At 64.6% G+C, this 15,852-nt stretch carries 14 protein-coding genes and 1 other RNA gene; 5 read left to right on the top strand and 10 right to left on the bottom strand.

Going from position 1 to position 15,852, the window contains the following annotated elements; all coding sequences use genetic code 11:
• Positions 1 to 30 precede the first annotated feature (30 nt).
• The gene (gene hmgA / locus Q1A36_RS18475; RefSeq protein WP_299847177.1) at positions 31 to 1,392 is read right to left on the bottom strand and encodes a homogentisate 1,2-dioxygenase; all 1,362 of its coding nucleotides are present in this window, start codon (positions 1,390 to 1,392) and stop codon (positions 31 to 33) included.
• Between the two features lie 98 nt (positions 1,393 to 1,490).
• Between hmgA and Q1A36_RS18470 the strand changes: the two genes are divergently transcribed.
• Positions 1,491 to 1,982 carry a MarR family winged helix-turn-helix transcriptional regulator gene (locus Q1A36_RS18470; protein WP_299847175.1) on the top strand — a complete coding sequence of 164 codons (492 nt, stop codon included), beginning with the start codon at positions 1,491 to 1,493 and terminating at the stop codon, positions 1,980 to 1,982.
• Complete coding sequence (gene maiA / locus Q1A36_RS18465; RefSeq protein ID WP_299847173.1) at positions 1,979 to 2,593, top strand: maleylacetoacetate isomerase; 615 nt, start codon at positions 1,979 to 1,981, stop codon at positions 2,591 to 2,593. Before Q1A36_RS18470 ends, maiA begins: the two co-directional genes overlap by 4 nt.
• 351 nt (positions 2,594 to 2,944) lie before the next feature.
• Here maiA and Q1A36_RS18460 read toward each other — a convergent pair whose 3' ends face one another.
• The 5 genes from Q1A36_RS18460 to Q1A36_RS18440 all read right to left on the bottom strand — a co-directional run bounded on the left by Q1A36_RS18460 (position 2,945) and on the right by Q1A36_RS18440 (position 10,316).
• Complete coding sequence (locus Q1A36_RS18460) at positions 2,945 to 6,589, bottom strand: vitamin B12-dependent ribonucleotide reductase (RefSeq protein WP_299847171.1); 3,645 nt, start codon at positions 6,587 to 6,589, stop codon at positions 2,945 to 2,947.
• Positions 6,590 to 7,092: 503 nt separating this feature from the next.
• The gene (locus Q1A36_RS18455) at positions 7,093 to 7,632 is read right to left on the bottom strand and encodes a 5-formyltetrahydrofolate cyclo-ligase (protein ID WP_299847169.1); all 540 of its coding nucleotides are present in this window, start codon (positions 7,630 to 7,632) and stop codon (positions 7,093 to 7,095) included.
• Positions 7,629 to 9,020 carry a magnesium transporter gene (mgtE, locus tag Q1A36_RS18450; protein WP_299847167.1) on the bottom strand — a complete coding sequence of 464 codons (1,392 nt, stop codon included), beginning with the start codon at positions 9,018 to 9,020 and terminating at the stop codon, positions 7,629 to 7,631. Before mgtE ends, Q1A36_RS18455 begins: the two co-directional genes overlap by 4 nt.
• 40 nt (positions 9,021 to 9,060) lie before the next feature.
• The gene (locus Q1A36_RS18445; RefSeq protein ID WP_299847165.1) at positions 9,061 to 9,846 is read right to left on the bottom strand and encodes an inositol monophosphatase family protein; all 786 of its coding nucleotides are present in this window, start codon (positions 9,844 to 9,846) and stop codon (positions 9,061 to 9,063) included.
• A 110-nt stretch (positions 9,847 to 9,956) separates the two neighbouring features.
• Complete coding sequence (locus Q1A36_RS18440) at positions 9,957 to 10,316, bottom strand: helix-turn-helix transcriptional regulator (protein WP_299847163.1); 360 nt, start codon at positions 10,314 to 10,316, stop codon at positions 9,957 to 9,959.
• A 177-nt stretch (positions 10,317 to 10,493) separates the two neighbouring features.
• Here Q1A36_RS18440 and Q1A36_RS18435 point away from each other — a divergent pair, with 177 nt between their 5' ends.
• The 3 genes from Q1A36_RS18435 (at position 10,494) to Q1A36_RS18425 (ending at position 13,900) form a co-directional block, all read left to right on the top strand.
• Positions 10,494 to 11,459: an NADPH:quinone oxidoreductase family protein gene (locus Q1A36_RS18435; RefSeq protein WP_299847161.1), complete on the top strand. Its 966-nt coding sequence runs from the start codon at positions 10,494 to 10,496 to the stop codon at positions 11,457 to 11,459.
• A gap of 134 nt (positions 11,460 to 11,593) precedes the next feature.
• Positions 11,594 to 12,343, top strand: a complete 750-nt coding sequence (locus Q1A36_RS18430; protein WP_299847159.1) for a Bax inhibitor-1/YccA family protein — start codon at positions 11,594 to 11,596, stop codon at positions 12,341 to 12,343.
• Between the two features lie 363 nt (positions 12,344 to 12,706).
• Positions 12,707 to 13,900: a Hint domain-containing protein gene (locus tag Q1A36_RS18425; RefSeq protein WP_299847157.1), complete on the top strand. Its 1,194-nt coding sequence runs from the start codon at positions 12,707 to 12,709 to the stop codon at positions 13,898 to 13,900.
• A gap of 115 nt (positions 13,901 to 14,015) precedes the next feature.
• Here the strand turns inward: Q1A36_RS18425 and rpmG are convergent, their stop codons facing one another.
• The 4 genes from rpmG to Q1A36_RS18405 all read right to left on the bottom strand — a co-directional run bounded on the left by rpmG (position 14,016) and on the right by Q1A36_RS18405 (position 15,715).
• The gene (gene rpmG, locus Q1A36_RS18420; protein WP_101752137.1) at positions 14,016 to 14,183 is read right to left on the bottom strand and encodes a 50S ribosomal protein L33; all 168 of its coding nucleotides are present in this window, start codon (positions 14,181 to 14,183) and stop codon (positions 14,016 to 14,018) included.
• Positions 14,184 to 14,318: 135 nt separating this feature from the next.
• Positions 14,319 to 14,762 (bottom strand): PAS domain-containing protein, encoded by a 444-nt coding sequence (locus Q1A36_RS18415; RefSeq protein ID WP_299847151.1) that lies wholly within the window; start codon positions 14,760 to 14,762, stop codon positions 14,319 to 14,321.
• Positions 14,763 to 14,861: 99 nt separating this feature from the next.
• Positions 14,862 to 15,242: RNase P RNA component class A (gene rnpB, locus Q1A36_RS18410), an RNA gene on the bottom strand.
• A gap of 53 nt (positions 15,243 to 15,295) precedes the next feature.
• Complete coding sequence (locus Q1A36_RS18405) at positions 15,296 to 15,715, bottom strand: GFA family protein (protein ID WP_299847149.1); 420 nt, start codon at positions 15,713 to 15,715, stop codon at positions 15,296 to 15,298.
• Positions 15,716 to 15,852 lie beyond the last annotated feature (137 nt).

Raw genomic sequence — 15,852 nt, 5'->3', positions numbered from 1 at the left:
CGACGGGGGCTGAAGGCCCCCCGGCTTCGCTCACTTCAACCCGGCGGTGCCGTCGAACTTCTTCTCGATCCCGTCCCAGCAGGTGACGTAGTCATCCTGCAGCGGCGCCTCGCGTCCGGCGAATTCGGTCAGGTGCTGGGGAAAGCGGGTCTCGAACATGAAGGACATGGTATTGTCGAGCTTCTCCGGCTCCAGCGCGCTGGTCGATGCCTTCTCGAAGGCGTCGCGGTCCGGGCCGTGCGGCAGCATCATGTTGTGGAGGCTCATGCCCCCGGGCACGAAGCCCTGCGGCTTGGCGTCATACTGGCCATAGATATTGCCCATCAGCTCGGACATCACGTTCTTGTGGTACCAGGGCGGACGGAAGGTATTCTCCATCACCATCCAGCGCTCGCGGAACAGCACGAAATCGATATTCGCGGTGCCCTCGACGCCCGAGGGGGCGGTCAGCACGGTGAAGATCGAGGGATCGGGGTGATCGAAGAGGATCGAGCCGACCGGGCAATAGGTCTTCAGGTCATATTTGACCGGCGCGTAATTCCCGTGCCAGGCTACCACGTCGAGGGGCGAATGGCCGATCTCGGTCTCGTGGAACTGGCCGCACCACTTGATGGTCAGTTTCGAGGGCACCTCGCGGTCCTCGAAGGCCGCGACCGGGGTCTTGAAGTCGCGGCGGTTCGCCATGCAATTCGCGCCTATCGGGCCACGGCCGGGCAGTTCGAACTTCTGGCCGTAATTCTCGCAGACGAAACCGCGGCAGGGACCGTCCAGCACCTCGACGCGATAGACGAGACCGCGCGGGATCACGGCGATTTCCTGCGGTTCCAGATCGATCACCCCCAGCTCGGTGCAGAAGCGCAGGCGACCCTCTTGCGGAACCACCAGAAGCTCGCTGTCGGCCGAGTAGAAATAGGCGTCGACCATGGATTGCGTGACCAGATAGATGTGGCTCGCCATGCCGACCTGGATGTTCACGTCGCCCGCCGTGGTCATGGTCCGCATACCGGTCAGCCAGGTCAGCTTCTCAGCCCCAAGCGGCACCGGATCCCACCGATACTGCCCCAGCGACGTGACCCCCTGCGGCACATGGGGCGCGGTCTTCCAATAGGGCAGATCGATCGCGCGATAGCGGCCCGAATGCTTCACCGAGGGGCGGATGCGATAACACCAGGTGCGCTCGTTCTGATGGCTCGGCGCGGTGAAGGCGGTGCCCGACAGCTGCTCGCCATAGAGGCCGTAATTCACCCGCTGCGGGCTGTTCATCCCCTGCGGCAGCGCGCCCGGCAATGCCTCGGTCTCGAAATCGTTGCCGAATCCCGGCATGTAGCCGTCATGCGGCCCGGCAATGCCCGGTGCGCGGACCATGCCCGAGGGCAGTTCCTGTCTGGTCATCCTGATTCCCCCTCACGAGGCCCGGGAACGGGCCTGAATCTGTTGCCGCGAGTATTCGTTGCATTTGCAATGAAGTCAAGATATTTGTTGCAGATGAGATGAATTCGCGGGACTCTGCCGCCAAGACCAAGGGAAAGGATGCGCCCGACATGAGCCAGGACCTGCCGGATTTCGACCTCTCCGCCTTCCTGCCCTATCGCCTCTCGGTCGCGGCGCAGCGCACCAGCGCCGGGCTGGCGCAGGCCTATCGCGACCGGCACGGCATTTCGGGCCCGGAATGGCGGGTGCTGGTGCACCTGTCGGATTCGGGCGAGGTCTCGGTCGGCGATTTGGGGGCGCGGGTGAACCTCGAGAAATCCAAGGTCAGCCGGGCAACGACGCGGCTGGCCGATGACGGGCTGATCTCGAAGACGGTGAACGAGACCGACCGGCGGCTGGTCAGCCTCGCGCTGACCGACCGGGGCCGTGCACTGATGGCCGAGTTGCTGCCGCTCGCCATCGCCTACCAGGCGCGGCTGGAAGCGGCCCTGGGGCCGCATCTCGCCGCACTGAACGCCGCGCTGACGAGGCTGGAGACCGAGACGCCATGATCACGCTCTATGACTACTGGCGCTCATCCGCCAGCTATCGCGTCCGGATTGCATTGGGGCTGGCCGGGCTCGACTGGCAGGCGATGGCGGTCAATCTGGTCGAGGGCCAGCACAAGACACGCGAGCATCTGGCCCGAAATCCGCAAGGGCTGGTGCCGGTGCTCGAGATCGACGGGCTGCGCCTGACGCAATCGCTGGCCATTGTCGAATATCTCGACGAGACGCGCGACCTTGGCCTGCTGCCCGCCAGGCCCGCCGACCGCGCGCGGGTCCGCGCCATCGCCCATGCCGTCGCCATGGACATCCACCCGATCTGCAATCTCGGCACCGGGCGCCATGCCGTCAGCGCCTCGGATGGCGCGATCACCATGGAGGGCTGGATGCAGCATTTCATCGGGCGGGGACTGGCTGCGGTCGAGGCGATGCTGCCTGGCGGTGATTTCTGCTGGGCCGAGGGCGTGACGCTGGCCGATCTCTGCCTGATGCCGCAGGTCTATAATGCGGAACGCTGGCAGGTGGATATGTCCGAGATGCCGAAGATCCGGCGGGTGGCGGAGACGCTGGCCGCGATCCCGGCCTTTGCGGCGGCGCATCCGGATCGGTGGGCATAGTCGCGGCAGAGGGTCAGCGTGCGACCGCCGGGTGGACGCTGGGGCGGTTGGACAGCTGCGCTTTATCGCACCAGCATATCGAACGGCTGTTCGGCGCTGACCGGTGAAAGAGCGTCCGCCCGAGGGGGCGGTCGGACGCTGGCCCGGCGCGCCTCGCGCTTGATTCCGGGCCGGGCACTTCGCGTCACCCCAAAAAATCGCCCCCCGCTGCGCTGCCACGCGGCGGGGGGCTTGGGTCAGGCTGCGCCTCTTGCCGGGCGGCTGGCTGCTGCGATAGGGGCGCGGAATAAAGGGGCACCGCGACCTTGGCCTGACAAAATCATCGGGGCCGGTCTCCCGGCCCCGTCTGGATCAGCTACACCCCGACGTCCCGCCGCAGGTGTTGCACTTCATGCAGGTGCCGTTGCGGACCAGCGTGTAGTTGCCGCAATCGCCGCAGGGATCGCCCTCATAGCCCTGCATCTTGGCCTTGGCGCGGGCATCCATCGTGGTGACGGCGGCAACCTCGACCGCCTGGAAGCTGGCGGCACCCTCGGCCATGCCGGTCGCCACGGCGGCGGACGACACCCCGCCCTGCAGCACCATCAGCTCTTGCGGCAGGCGCTTTCTCAGATAGCCGGCGCTGCTGATCTGCTTCAGCATGGTCAGCGATTTCAGCTCGGCGCTGTCGCTGACCGGGCTCACGTTCGGGCGGCCTTCGCCCTCGCCCTCGCCCAGTTCGTCAAAGCTGGCGCCCTGCGGCTTCACATGGGCCAGATCGGTGCGGTCCAGATAGCTGACGGCCAGTTCGCGGAAGACATAGTCAAGGATCGAGGTGGCGTTCTTGATGCTGTCATTGCCCTGCACCATCCCCGCCGGTTCGAAGCGGGTGAAGGTGAAGGCATCGACGAACTCCTCCAGCGGCACGCCGTATTGCAGCCCCACGGACACCGCGATGGCGAAGTTGTTCATCATCGCGCGGAAGCCGGCACCTTCCTTGTGCATGTCGATGAAGATCTCGCCCAGCTTGCCATCGTCATATTCGCCGGTGCGCAGATAGACCTTGTGCCCGCCGACGATGGCCTTCTGGGTGTAACCCTTGCGGCGCTGCGGCAGCTTCTCGCGGTGGTGGCGGATCATTTCCTTGACGATGATCTTCTCGACCACCTTCTCGGCGATGACCACGGCCTTTTCTTCGATGCTGCCGGTGGCGAGGATTTCCTCGGCCTCCTCGTCATCCTCGACCAGCGCGGCAGCCAGCGGCTGCGACAGTTTCGAGCCGTCGCGGTAAAGCGCATTGGCCTTGATCCCCAGCGACCACGACAGTTCATAGGCCGCCAGCGCATCGGCGATGCTGGCATTGTTGGGCATGTTGATCGTCTTCGAGATCGCGCCCGAGATGAAGCTTTGCGCCGCCGCCATCATGTGGATGTGGCTGTCGACCGAGAGGTAACGCTTGCCGGTCTTGCCGCAGGCATTGGCGCAGTCGAAGACGGCGTAATGCTCGGCCTTCAGGAAGGGTGCGCCCTCCAACGTCATGGTGCCGCAGACATGATCGTTCGCGGCATCGATCTGGGCCCTGGTGAAGCCCAGGTGGCGCAGCAGGTCAAAGCTCGGATCGTTCAGCTTGGCCGCCGGGATCCCCAGCGTGCCCTTGCAGAAATCCTCGCCCAAGGTCCACTGGTTGAAGACGAAGCGGATGTCGAAAGCCGTGGCCAGCGCCGCCTCGACCTTCTCGATCTCGCGCGGGCCGAAGCCGTGGCCGGCCAGCGCGGTGTGGTTGATGCCCGGCGCATTGCCAAGGCTGCCATGACCGACGGCATGGGCGACGATTTCCTCGATCTGGGCGGAGCCATAGCCGAGGGTTTCCAGCGCCGCCGGGACCGACTGGTTGATGATCTTGAAGTAACCGCCGCCGGCCAGCTTCTTGAACTTCACCAGCGCGAAATCGGGCTCGATCCCGGTGGTGTCGCAATCCATGACCAGACCGATGGTGCCGGTCGGCGCGATGACGGTGGCCTGCGCATTGCGATAGCCGTGCTTCTCACCCAGACGCAGCGCCTCGTCCCAGGCCTCGCGGGCCATGGCGACCAGCCGCTTGTCGGCGCAGTTCACGGCGTCCAGCGCCACCGGATTGACGTTCACGCCCTCGTAGCCGCCCTTGCCATGCGCGGCGGCACGGTGGTTGCGGATGACGCGCAGCATATGCTCGGCATTGCGCGCATAGCCCGGGAAAGCGCCCAGCTCGCCGGCCATCTCGGCCGAGGTCGCATAGGACACGCCGGTCATGATCGCGGTCAGCGCACCGCAGAGCGCGCGACCCTCGACCGAGTCGTAACCCAGCCCCATGTTCATCAAGAGGCCGCCGATATTGGCATAGCCCAGACCCAGCGTGCGATAGTCATAGCTGCGCTGCGCGATTTCCTTCGACGGGAACTGTGCCATCAGAACGCTGATCTCCAGCGTCACCGTCCAGAGCCGGGTGGCATGGACATAGGCATCCGCGTCGAACTGACCGCCGTGATAGAAGGTCAAGAGGTTCATCGAGGCGAGGTTGCAGGCGGTATCGTCGAGGAACATGTATTCGCTGCACGGGTTCGAGCCGCGAATGGCCCCGTCTTCCGGGCAGGTGTGCCAGGCGTTGACGGTGTCGTGGAACTGGATGCCGGGATCGGCACAGGCCCAGGCCGCATGGCCGATCTGGTCCCAGAGCTCGCGGGCCGAGACGGTCTTGGCGACCTTGCCATCGATCCGGCGCAGAAGCTCCCACGGCTTGTCGCCGCGCACGGCGTCAAGGAAGGCATCGGTCACTCGGACCGAGTTGTTCGAGTTCTGGCCCGAGACGGTGATATAGGCCTCCGAGTCCCAATCGGTGTCGTAGGTCGGGAATTCAATCGAATCAAAGCCCTGCCGCGCATATTGCAGAACCCGGTTCACATAGGTCTCGGGGATCATCACCTTCTTGGCGGCGCGGATCGCGGTTTTCAGCGCGTCATTCTTGGCCGGATCGGTGGCATCCTCGATGCTGCCATCCCAGCCCCGGATCGCGGCAAAGAGGTCGTTCAGCTTCTGCTCGTGCATCTTCGAGCCGGCGACAAGGCTGGCGACCTTCTGTTCCTCGATGACCTTCCAGTTGATGAAGGCCTCGATATCGGGGTGATCCATGTCGCAGATCACCATCTTGGCGGCGCGGCGGGTGGTGCCGCCCGACTTGATCGCCCCGGCTGCCCGGTCGCCGATCTTGAGGAATCCCATCAGGCCCGAGGACTTGCCCCCGCCCGACAGCTTCTCGCCCTCGGCCCGCAGGCTCGAGAAGTTGGTGCCGGTGCCCGATCCGTATTTGAACAGACGCGCCTCGCGGACCCACAGGTCCATGATGCCGCCCTCGTTCACCAGGTCGTCACTGACCGACTGGATGAAGCAGGCATGGGGCTGGGGATGCTCATACGCGCTGTCGGACTTGACCAGCTTGCCGGTCTTGTAGTCGACATAGAAATGCCCCTGCCCCGGACCGTCGATGCCATAGGCCCAGTGCAGCCCAGTGTTGAACCATTGGGGCGAGTTCGGCGCGGCCATCTGCCGGGCCAGCATGTGGCGCATCTCGTCGTAATAGGCGCGGGCATCAGTCTCGGTGGTGAAATAGCCGCCCTTCCAGCCCCAATAGGCCCAGGCCCCGGCCAGACGGTCAAACACCTGCCGCGCGCTCTGTTCGCCCACGAAGCGCCGATCCGCGGGCAGCGCGGCCAGCGCGTCCTCGTCGGGGACCGAACGCCAGAGGAATTCGGGCACGCCCTTTTCCTTCACCCGCTTCAGCGCCGCCGGCACGCCGGCCTTGCGGAAATATTTCTGGGCGATCACGTCGCTGGCGACCTGGCTCCAGCTTTTCGGCACTTCCACGTTCTCGTTCTGGAACACGATCTTGCCGTCGGGATTGCGGATCTCGCTGACCGTGGTCCGAAACTCGATGTCGCCATAGGCGCCGCTGGCTTCGGTGGTAAAACGCCGTTCGATCTTCATGCCTGCCCTCTTTGTCCCTGTCCCGTTTGCCGGGTGTGTCGCGCGCTGCCGAGTCGGCCCATCGGCCCGCAAAGCCGGGGCCGTTCAGACACCATCGCGCCTGATCCGAACTCAATTCGTGATAGGCCGTGCCGCGCCTGGTGATCCTTGAGGGTGCCACCACATCTTGTGTGCGCCTTGGCCGCATCACACAAACTGACGCGTGTTTCGCCCCGTTTCAACAGTTATTTTACACCCCGTGACCACTCTTTTCTGTTGACATCACGGGGGCTTCGCGAGGCCCGGACGATGCTGCGCCGCCGCATCGAAGCTGTTAATAAACCCTTAACCTGATTGGAAAATTCAATGTTTTGGCGGGTTTCCGCCGGGGGATTCACGCGTTTTCCACAGGCTTATCCACGGGGATCGGTGGATAAGTCGGGGAATCACCCTGGAATCGGCCTGTGACGGCAAGGTGACAGGGGCAGACACAAAATCTGGTAGGTGGCCGGAAGGGGCGCCGCTCAGAAGCGGATGATCTCGCGATCGGTGACGATCAGGTCAAGCGGCTGATCGAAGGGTTCGGCCGGGATATCCGGCAGTTCCTGCACCCCGAAGGCCAGACCGATGGCGGCCACCGGCCCCATGCCACGCAGAAGCTGCAAGGTGCGGTCATAGTAACCGCCGCCATAGCCGATGCGGTTGCCCCGACGGTCAAAGCCCGCCAGCGGCACGATCAGCACATGCGGGGTCAGCACCGCCGCGCTTTCGGCCGGATGCGAGGTGCCGAAGGGACCGGGGACCAGCGGCCCGCCATCCCATTCCCGAAACACCAGCGGCACCGCCTTGCCGGTCACCACCGGCAGGCAAAGCGGCCCGCGATGCGCGGCCATGGCGGCACCCGGATCAGCCTCGCCGCGCATGGCGACATAGCCCGACAGCACCTGCCCTTCGAACGGGGCCAGAACCTGCATCAGGTGCCGGTCGATAGCCGACTGGTCGCCGCCCTGCCCGCGTGCGGCCAGCGCCTGTTTGCGCAGTGCCGCCTTTTCCGCCGCGCTCATACCAGCACCGCCGAGGCGAGGCCCAGGAAGGCGAAGAAGCCGACCACATCCGTCACCGTCGTCACAAAAGTGCCCGAGGCCAGCGCCGGATCTGCTCCGGCCTTTTCCAGCCCCAAGGGGATGAGGATACCGGCCAGCGCGGCGACACAAAGGTTCACCACCATGGCAATGGCGATGACCGCAGCAAGGTTCAGCCCGTCGAACCAGACCCAGGCCACCACGCCCATGACCACGGCGAAAGCCAGCCCGTTCAGCAGCCCCACGATGGCCTCGCGTCGGACCACGCGCCAGACATTGCTGCCCGACAGACTTTTGGTAGCCAAGGCCCGCACGGCCACGGTCAGCGTCTGCGTCCCGGCATTTCCGCCCATCGATGCGACAATGGGCATCAGCACCGCCAGCGCCACGATCTTCTGGATCGTGCCCTCGAAGATGGCAATGACCAGCGACGCAATTACTGCGGTGACCAGATTGATCATCAGCCAGGGCAGCCGCTGCCACAGCGTCTCCATGACCGAGTCGGTGATGGCCGATTCATCACCGACACCGGCAAGGCGCAGAATGTCCTCTTCGTGCTCCTCGTCCAGCACCGACATGGCATCGTCGATGGTGATGACGCCGACCAGCCGGTCGTCATTATCCACCACCGGGGCCGAGATCAGGTGATACTGGTTGAAGGCATAGGCCACGTCGCCCTCGTCGGCATAGGCGCTGATGGTGCGGAAACTGTCTTCGGTGATGTCTTTCAGCTTGACCGATCGCTTGGCCGAAAGCAGCCGCCCCAGCGCGACATAGCCGACCGGGTGCCGGCGCGGATCGACCAGGATGACGTGGTAGAATTGTTCCGGCAGCCACTCCTCGGCCCGCAGGAAGTCGATGGCCTCGCCCACTGTCCAGTGCTCCGGGGCAGTGACCACCTCGGATTGCATCAGACGGCCGGCCGAATATTCGGGATAGGTCAGCGACTGCTCGACCGCCATCCGGTCGGCATCGTCCAGCGCGGAAAGGATTTCCTCGCGCTCGCCCTCGTCCATGTCCTCGACCAGGTCGACAACATCGTCGCTGTCCATCTCGCGGACGGCTTCGGCCAGCACCTCCTTGGGCAGGGCGTCGATGACCTCGTCGCGGATCGCCTCGTCGATCTCGGACAGAATCTCGCCGTCCATCTCGATCGAGTAAAGCTCGAGGAACTTGCGACGTTCTGCCGGCGTCAGTCGCTCGATGATGTCGGCGATGTCGGCGCCGTGCATCGGTTCCAGCAGGGCTTCCAGCCGGGCGGCATCGCCGGCGTCCAGCGCCTCGTCGATCTGACGCAACAGCTCGCGGCGGGGGGTGAAATCCTCGTCATCCCCGGGTTCGGTCGGCTGATCGGTGGTCTGATCGGTCATGCGACGGCCTCCTGTGGGACTGGTTTTCCGGGGGTTTATGTCAGCCGCGCAGCAAATCCAATGCTGCGGCGTGAATTTCGGGCGAGGCGGCAGCAATGACACGCCCGCCCTGATGCGCCGGCCCGCCCTGCCAGTCGGTGACGATCCCGCCCGCCGCCTGCACCACCGCCAGCGGCCCGGCGATGTCATAGCTTTGCAGCCCGGCCTCGATCACCAGGTCGATCTGCCCCAGCGCCAGCAGCGCATAGGCATAGCAGTCGAGGCCATAGCGGGTCAGCCGCACCTCGGCCGCCACCCGGCGAAAGGCCGCGCCCTCCTCGGCCGTGCCGACCTCGGGAAAGGTGGTCATCAGGCTGGCCTGGTCCAGCGTCACGCCGGTCCGCGCCCGCAGCGGTTCGACCCCGCGCGGCCCGGTCAGTCGGGCGATGCCAAAGCCACCCTCGAACCGTTCGCCGGTATAGGGCTGATCGATCAGACCATAGACCGGGCGATCGCCGTCGCTGACGCCGATCAGCACGCCCCAACTGGTCGCACCGCAGATGAAGGCGCGGGTGCCATCGATGGGATCGAGGATCCAGCTGATCCCCGAGCGACCCGCCTCCGTGCCATATTCCTCGCCGATGATGGCGTCATCAGGCCGTCGTTCGGCCAGCACCGCGCGCATGGCGCGTTCGGCGGCACGGTCGGCCTCGGTCACCGGATCGAAGCCAGCCGCGCGCTTGTTGTCCGACTGCAGGTCGCGCGCCCGGAAATGCGGCAGGATCGCCGCCCGGGCCGCCTCCGCCATCAGATGGGCGGTTGCGACGATGTCAGTGCTGTCGGTCATGCCCGCCTCCGCTTTCCGGTCACGGGCAGCCATAGTGCAAGCGGCTGCATCAGGGAAGACGCAGGGCGCGAGGAGTTCGCGCCCTATTCGTCAGATGCGCCGCGGCTCATTCAAGCCGCGTCCGACAGCACCTTCGCGAGTTCGAAGATCTGGCGGCGCTGTGCGACCGGCATGGCGTAATAGGCGCGCACCAGTTGCAGCGCCTCCTTGTCACCGAGGATGTCGCCCTCGACGCCGGCGGCCATGCTTTCTTCATGCAGGCCATCGAAGAAGAAGCTGACCGGCACTTCCAGAGCCCGCCCGATATCCCACAGGCGCGAGGCCGAGACGCGGTTCATGCCGGTCTCGTATTTCTGGATCTGCTGGAACTTGATTCCGACAGCTTCGGCCAGCTGCTGCTGGGTCATACCAATCATCCAGCGACGATGACGGATACGTTTTCCGACGTGAACATCTACACCATGCTTCATAACTCACCTCACTCAATCTATGAGGGCAGTAGCTTAATGGCGCTCACTTTTCGATACCGATGATGGGGGAGCACCCTGTTTCTGACCAAAAAGACAGGTTTGAAACTGCGCAGTCTGCAAGCTTTCTGACGCAGCCTTTGCTGCACTTGTCCAAAAGGACAGCCGAGAGGATCGATGATGGAAGACATTCGAATCGCACATGTTCCCGAGCGCGAATCACTGCCCGTGGTCAGCAGCGCCCCGGCGCCGCACCCTGACAAAGGACAGGTGCTGGTGCGGATGCGCGCCGCAGCCCTGAACTTTGCTGATATTCTCAAGAGCCGGGGACAGTATCAGGAGGCCGAGGCCTTTCCGTTCGTCCCCGGGCTCGAGGGCGCGGGCGAGGTGATCGCGGCGCCGGAGGGCAGCGGATTGCGGGCCGGAGATCGCGTCGCGGTCTGGCAGCCGGGCACCATGGCTCAAATCGTCGCAGTCCCGGCCAGGAGCTGCCTCAGGATCCCCGATGCGATGTCCTTTGACGAGGCTGCGGGGCTGCAGATCGCCTATGGCACCAGCCATCTGGCCCTGGCCGACCGCGCCAAGCTGGCCCCCGGCGAGACGCTGGTGGTTCTGGGCGCGGCCGGCGGCGTCGGGCTGACGGCGGTCGAGATCGGCAAGGCGATGGGCGCGCGCGTGATCGCGGTGGCGCGCGGGGCCGAGCGGCTGCGCGTGGTGGCCGAGGCCGGCGCCGACGAGATGATCGACAGTGACGCCACCCCCGACCTCAAGGCACGGCTGCGCGAACTGGGCGGCGTCGATGTGGTCTATGACCCGGTGGGCGACGAGCCGGGGCTGGCGGCCTTCGGTGCGTTGAACCGGGGCGGGCGCTTCCTGGTCATCGGCTTTGCCGGCGGCAAGCCGCCGCGCCTGCCGCTGAACCATGCGCTGGTCAAGAACATCACCATCCACGGCTTCTACTGGGGCGGCTACCGCCAGCTTGACCTCGCCGCCCTGCGCGACAGCCTGACCACGGCCTTCGATCTCTATGCCGCCGGGAAGTTGCATCCCCATGTCGGCGAGGTGCTGGAACTGGACCGGATCGCCGAGGGCTATCGCCTGCTGGCCGAGCGCAAGGCGGTCGGCAAGATCATCATCCGGCTGTAGATGACGCCGATTTTAGCGGTTTGCTGTCGTTTTTCGCCCTCGCAGGATTGAATCCGGGCCTGTCTCTGCCAATATTCCGAGATGAATGATTGGGTGGCGGACAGGCCATCCGGCAACCGCCAGGGGAGACATCGATGGCAGATTACAACACGATCCGGACCGCGCAGGGCCATGCGACCCGCTCGGCGGCGATCGATGAGGGCCTCCGGGCCTATATGAGCAAGGTCTATGGTCTGATGGCCGTGGGCATGGCGGTCACGGCCGCCTTTGCCTGGGGGATCAGCTCGATGGCCGTTGGGCCCGACGGGCAGGTGACGCAGCTGGGCTACGCGATCTATGACTCGCCGCTGAAATGGGTGATCATGTTCGCACCGCTGCTGGTGGTCTTTGCCTTCGGCGCGATGATCAACCGCATGTCGACCGCGACCGCGACGCTGGTGTTCTATGGCTTCGCCGCGCTGATGGGCCTGTCCATCAGCTCGATCTTCCTGGTCTACACCTCGGTCTCGATCGTCCAGACCTTCCTGATCACCGCAATCGCCTTTGCCGGCCTGTCGCTCTATGGCTACACGACCAAGCGCGACCTGTCGGGGATGCGCACCTTCCTGATGATGGGCCTGATCGGCCTGATCGTCGCGATGATCGTGAACATCTTCCTGCAGTCCTCGGCCATGCAATTCGCGATCTCGGCGATCGGTGTGCTGCTGTTCGCGGCGCTGACCGCCTATGACACGCAGAACATCAAGAACACCTATCTGGCGCTGGCCAATTCGAACCAGGATTTCCTGGGCAAGTCGGCCATCATGGGTGCTCTGACCCTGTATCTGGATTTCCTGAACCTGTTCATGTTCCTGATGCAGTTCATGGGCCAGTCGCGCGACTGATCGCCCGCCGCAGACCAGACTGAACCGAATCACAAGGCCGGGCCAATCGCCCGGCCTTGTTGTATCTGGACCGGACGGTTCGGCGAGACCTCGCCCAGTGGCGGCCAAAAGGTTAACGGTTTTTTGCCGTCATCGACTCGTCAATTTACATAAACTATTGATTTATATCATTTTAAACTGACAAGTTCGGAAACCATCCCTACAAATCGTTAACCATTCGCGTTCTACTGGCTCCAAGGCAGCCAATCACCGCGTCCCGCAGAGCCGGGACGACAGGGCTGCCACCCGGCTTCAGCCCGTGTTGGGCGAAGCACGGGTTCAGGCTTGGAACCGGGCCTTGCGCCCCTCAGTCAGTAGCGAGTGATGACCATGAACGACAATCCGACACCCCCGCATGACGGCTGCACCTGCGGTCCCGAGGGGCCCGGCTGCGAGAAGATGATCTATATCGGGAAACTGCCAGACATGGATGCGGATGAAAGCAACCTGCTGGCCGATCGGGCCGTGGAGACCGTTGGCGGACAGACCTATGGCAGTGCCAGCGACCCGCTGTATCACGACCTGGTGCAGGTCACGATGAACGACGAGAACGGCGATGGCGTCATCCGGCCCGACAATGCCGGCGAATCCGAGACCATCACCCATGACGCGGCGGCGGAAAGCCGCGACTACAAGATCGACACCAGCTTCCTCGCCCGCAACACCGAGGTCACGGTGCTGAACGAGGATGGCACGACCAGCACGATCTGCACCACCGTCCGGGTGATGCAGGACGATGCCGGCAATACCTTCATCATGCCGCCCCCCGAAGGCGCCTCGCGCGAAGAGATCGAGGCGATGACCAGCAAGCCCATCGTCTCGGTCGAGTTCCCCAAGGACCCGGACTGCTATGACCTCTGCACCAAGAGCGTCTTCACCGATCGCAGCTGCTTTCCCTGCTTCGGCCGCGGCACGCTGATCGAGACCGAGTTCGGCCCCCTGCCGGTCGAGAAGCTGTGCCCCGAGATGAAGGTCTGGACCCGCGACAACGGCCTCAAGCCCTTGGTCTGGACCGGGTCGCGGCACTTGGGCGCGCTGCATCTGCAGGCCTATCCGAACCTGCGCCCGATCCGCATCCGCGCCGGTGCGCTTGGCCGGAACCTGCCGCTGCGCGACCTGGTGGTCTCGCCGCAGCACCGGATCCTGGTTCGCTCGAAGATCGCGCAGCGGCTGTTCGGCACCTTCGAGGTGCTGGTCGCAGCCAAGCAGCTGCTGCAGCTCGACGGGATCGACATCGCTGAGGATCTGGAAGAGGTGGATTACTTCCACCTGCTGTTCGACCAGCACGAGATCATCGTGTCGGACGGGGCCGAGACGGAATCGCTCTATACTGGTCCCGAGGCGCTGAAATCCGTCGGGCCGGCGGCCCGCGACGAGATCCTGATGCTGTTCCCTGAATTGCGCGACCGCGATTTCCGAACTGATCCGCCGCGCGCAGCCCGGCCGCTGACTTCGGGGCGCATGGCCCGCAAGCTGGCGGTGCGACACAAGCAGAACCGCCGAGAACTGGTGAGTTGACCGAGGAAAGGCCGGGCAGATCGCCCGGCCTTTTTTCTGCCCAGTTGCAAGCCACCAGGAAATGAAAAAACCGCGCCATTGGCGCGGTTTATCCTGTCTGTCTCGAAAGGCGATCTTACTTGATCTTGCCTTCCTTGTATTCGACATGCTTGCGCACGACCGGGTCGTACTTGTTGACCGTCATCTTCTCGGTCATGGTGCGGGCGTTCTTCTTGGTCACGTAGAAATGCCCGGTGCCCGCGCTCGAGTTCAGGCGGATCTTGATCGTCGTCGGCTTCGCCATATCATCTGCTCCTGCTGCGGCAGCGCGCGCATGGCGGCCCCGTGGAATTCGATTGAAGCCCGCCTTTTACAGCCCGAACCGGCAGAGTCAACAGCAAAACCCCGCATTCCCGCCGGCTGTGGCAGCCCTGTCGTCCTAGTCCTCGCGCACCAGCACCAGGATCTTCATCACCCGTCCGGTCGCATCCTCGACCGGGCTGACCGCGACGCTGCAGGTGCCCGAACCGGGGCAGTCCACCGCCTCGAGCAGCGTCGCCTCGCCCTCGGCGGCCTCGCCGACGGCACGCCGCAGATCCTCGGCGGGCGCGTCCAGCCAGAGATCCCAGAGGAAGCTGCCATAGACCCGCTGCGGATGGTTCAGATTGCCGAGGCGCGTCAGGCCGGCCGCGTTGATGAAGGTCACGCGGCCATCGCAATCCATCACATAGGCGGCCTCGCGGATGGTGCGCAGCAGCGCCAGGGCCAGCGAAGCCCCGACCAGACGACCGCCATCGTCGCCCGATCGCGCCGACCGCAGAGAACTGTCGTCGGTCCCCGAAATGACATGCAGATTCGCCCCATCGGCACCTGACAGGCTCATGGCCTCTCTCCCCCGGTTCACTGGATGATGCAGCAGCAATCTCATGCAGGTTAGCAGTTTCATGCCGCAATGGATATGAAACTCTTGTTAATTCCAGAGACGCGCGGAGAGCCTGTAAGCCGGATTTTGTCCAAGGGGTCGCCCCCTCTGGATGACCATTCCTCTGCCCCCGCCGTTACCGACGGGATCTAGCTGCCAACCCGGATCTTCTGGGGCAAGACCGCCCTGCCCCGTTACCGGGGCGCGAGATCCCTATTCGGCATTGCTCCCGGTGGGGCTTGCCATGCGGGGTCTGTTGCCAGCCCCCCGGTGGGCTCTTACCCCACCGTTTCACCCTTACCCGCGCGGACGCGGGCGGTCTGTTCTCTGTGGCGCTTTCCCTGGGGTTGCCCCCGCCGGGCGTTACCCGGCACCGTCGCCTTGTGGAGTCCGGACTTTCCTCGCGGGCCTTGCGACCCACGCGGTCATCCAGCCCTCCGCGCAAGCGCGCATATGGCCGGGATTGCTTGCCGGGTCAACCGCAAGCCGCAGGCTCAGGTCGAGGAGACGTAGCGCAGCGTCCCGGCAACGCCGCCGCCGCCGTCCTTGGGGTGGTGCGCGCCTTCCATCACCGTCAGCTCGGCGAAGTCGAACGGGCTCAGCCCCTCGAGGCAGGCGACATTGATCCCCAGCTGGTTCGGGTTCGAGCGGCGGCGGTGATGGGTATAGATGCCGCAGTGGCGGCAGAAATAGTGCTCGGCCTGCCGGGTGCCGAACTGATAGAGGACCAGATCCTCGCCGCCCTGAAGGATGCTCAGGCCGTCCAGCGGCACGCTGACCGCCACGGCGCCGCGCATCCGGCAGAAGCTGCAATTGCATCGCCGCGCGGTCTTCAGCCCGTCGCTGAGCCGCACCCGAAACCGCACCGCGCCGCAGTGGCAGGCTCCGTCGATCTCGCTGATATCCGGGTTCATGCTCAGCCTCCTCAGCTGTCGTCAACTTTCCGCAGGGAAGCCTGCCGCGAGGGCCGCGAGCGGATGCTGTCCCATAGCGTGGTGTAGCTGGCGCTGATTGTCACCGTGATGTTCGGCGCGGGCCTGCTTGATCAGGA

This window comes from uncultured Paracoccus sp. (assembly GCF_947487305.1).
In the GTDB taxonomy this organism is placed as follows: Bacteria; Pseudomonadota; Alphaproteobacteria; order Rhodobacterales; family Rhodobacteraceae; genus Paracoccus.
Note: the sequence above shows the minus strand (reverse complement) of the source record. Positions and strands in the feature narration are given on the sequence as shown.

Excerpts from the sequence above, each read along its gene's own strand:
- hmgA (WP_299847177.1), bottom strand. The coding sequence starts at position 1,392 with ATGACCAGACAGGAACTGCCCTCGGGCATGGTCCGCGCACCGGGCATT.
- Q1A36_RS18470 (WP_299847175.1), top strand. The coding sequence starts at position 1,491 with ATGAATTCGCGGGACTCTGCCGCCAAGACCAAGGGAAAGGATGCGCCC.
- maiA (WP_299847173.1), top strand. The coding sequence starts at position 1,979 with ATGATCACGCTCTATGACTACTGGCGCTCATCCGCCAGCTATCGCGTC.
- Q1A36_RS18460 (WP_299847171.1), bottom strand. The coding sequence starts at position 6,589 with ATGAAGATCGAACGGCGTTTTACCACCGAAGCCAGCGGCGCCTATGGC.
- Q1A36_RS18455 (WP_299847169.1), bottom strand. The coding sequence starts at position 7,632 with ATGAGCGCGGCGGAAAAGGCGGCACTGCGCAAACAGGCGCTGGCCGCA.
- mgtE (WP_299847167.1), bottom strand. The coding sequence starts at position 9,020 with ATGACCGATCAGACCACCGATCAGCCGACCGAACCCGGGGATGACGAG.
- Q1A36_RS18445 (WP_299847165.1), bottom strand. The coding sequence starts at position 9,846 with ATGACCGACAGCACTGACATCGTCGCAACCGCCCATCTGATGGCGGAG.
- Q1A36_RS18440 (WP_299847163.1), bottom strand. The coding sequence starts at position 10,316 with ATGAAGCATGGTGTAGATGTTCACGTCGGAAAACGTATCCGTCATCGT.
- Q1A36_RS18435 (WP_299847161.1), top strand. The coding sequence starts at position 10,494 with ATGGAAGACATTCGAATCGCACATGTTCCCGAGCGCGAATCACTGCCC.
- Q1A36_RS18430 (WP_299847159.1), top strand. The coding sequence starts at position 11,594 with ATGGCAGATTACAACACGATCCGGACCGCGCAGGGCCATGCGACCCGC.
- Q1A36_RS18425 (WP_299847157.1), top strand. The coding sequence starts at position 12,707 with ATGACCATGAACGACAATCCGACACCCCCGCATGACGGCTGCACCTGC.
- rpmG (WP_101752137.1), bottom strand. The coding sequence starts at position 14,183 with ATGGCGAAGCCGACGACGATCAAGATCCGCCTGAACTCGAGCGCGGGC.
- Q1A36_RS18415 (WP_299847151.1), bottom strand. The coding sequence starts at position 14,762 with ATGAGCCTGTCAGGTGCCGATGGGGCGAATCTGCATGTCATTTCGGGG.
- Q1A36_RS18405 (WP_299847149.1), bottom strand. The coding sequence starts at position 15,715 with ATGAACCCGGATATCAGCGAGATCGACGGAGCCTGCCACTGCGGCGCG.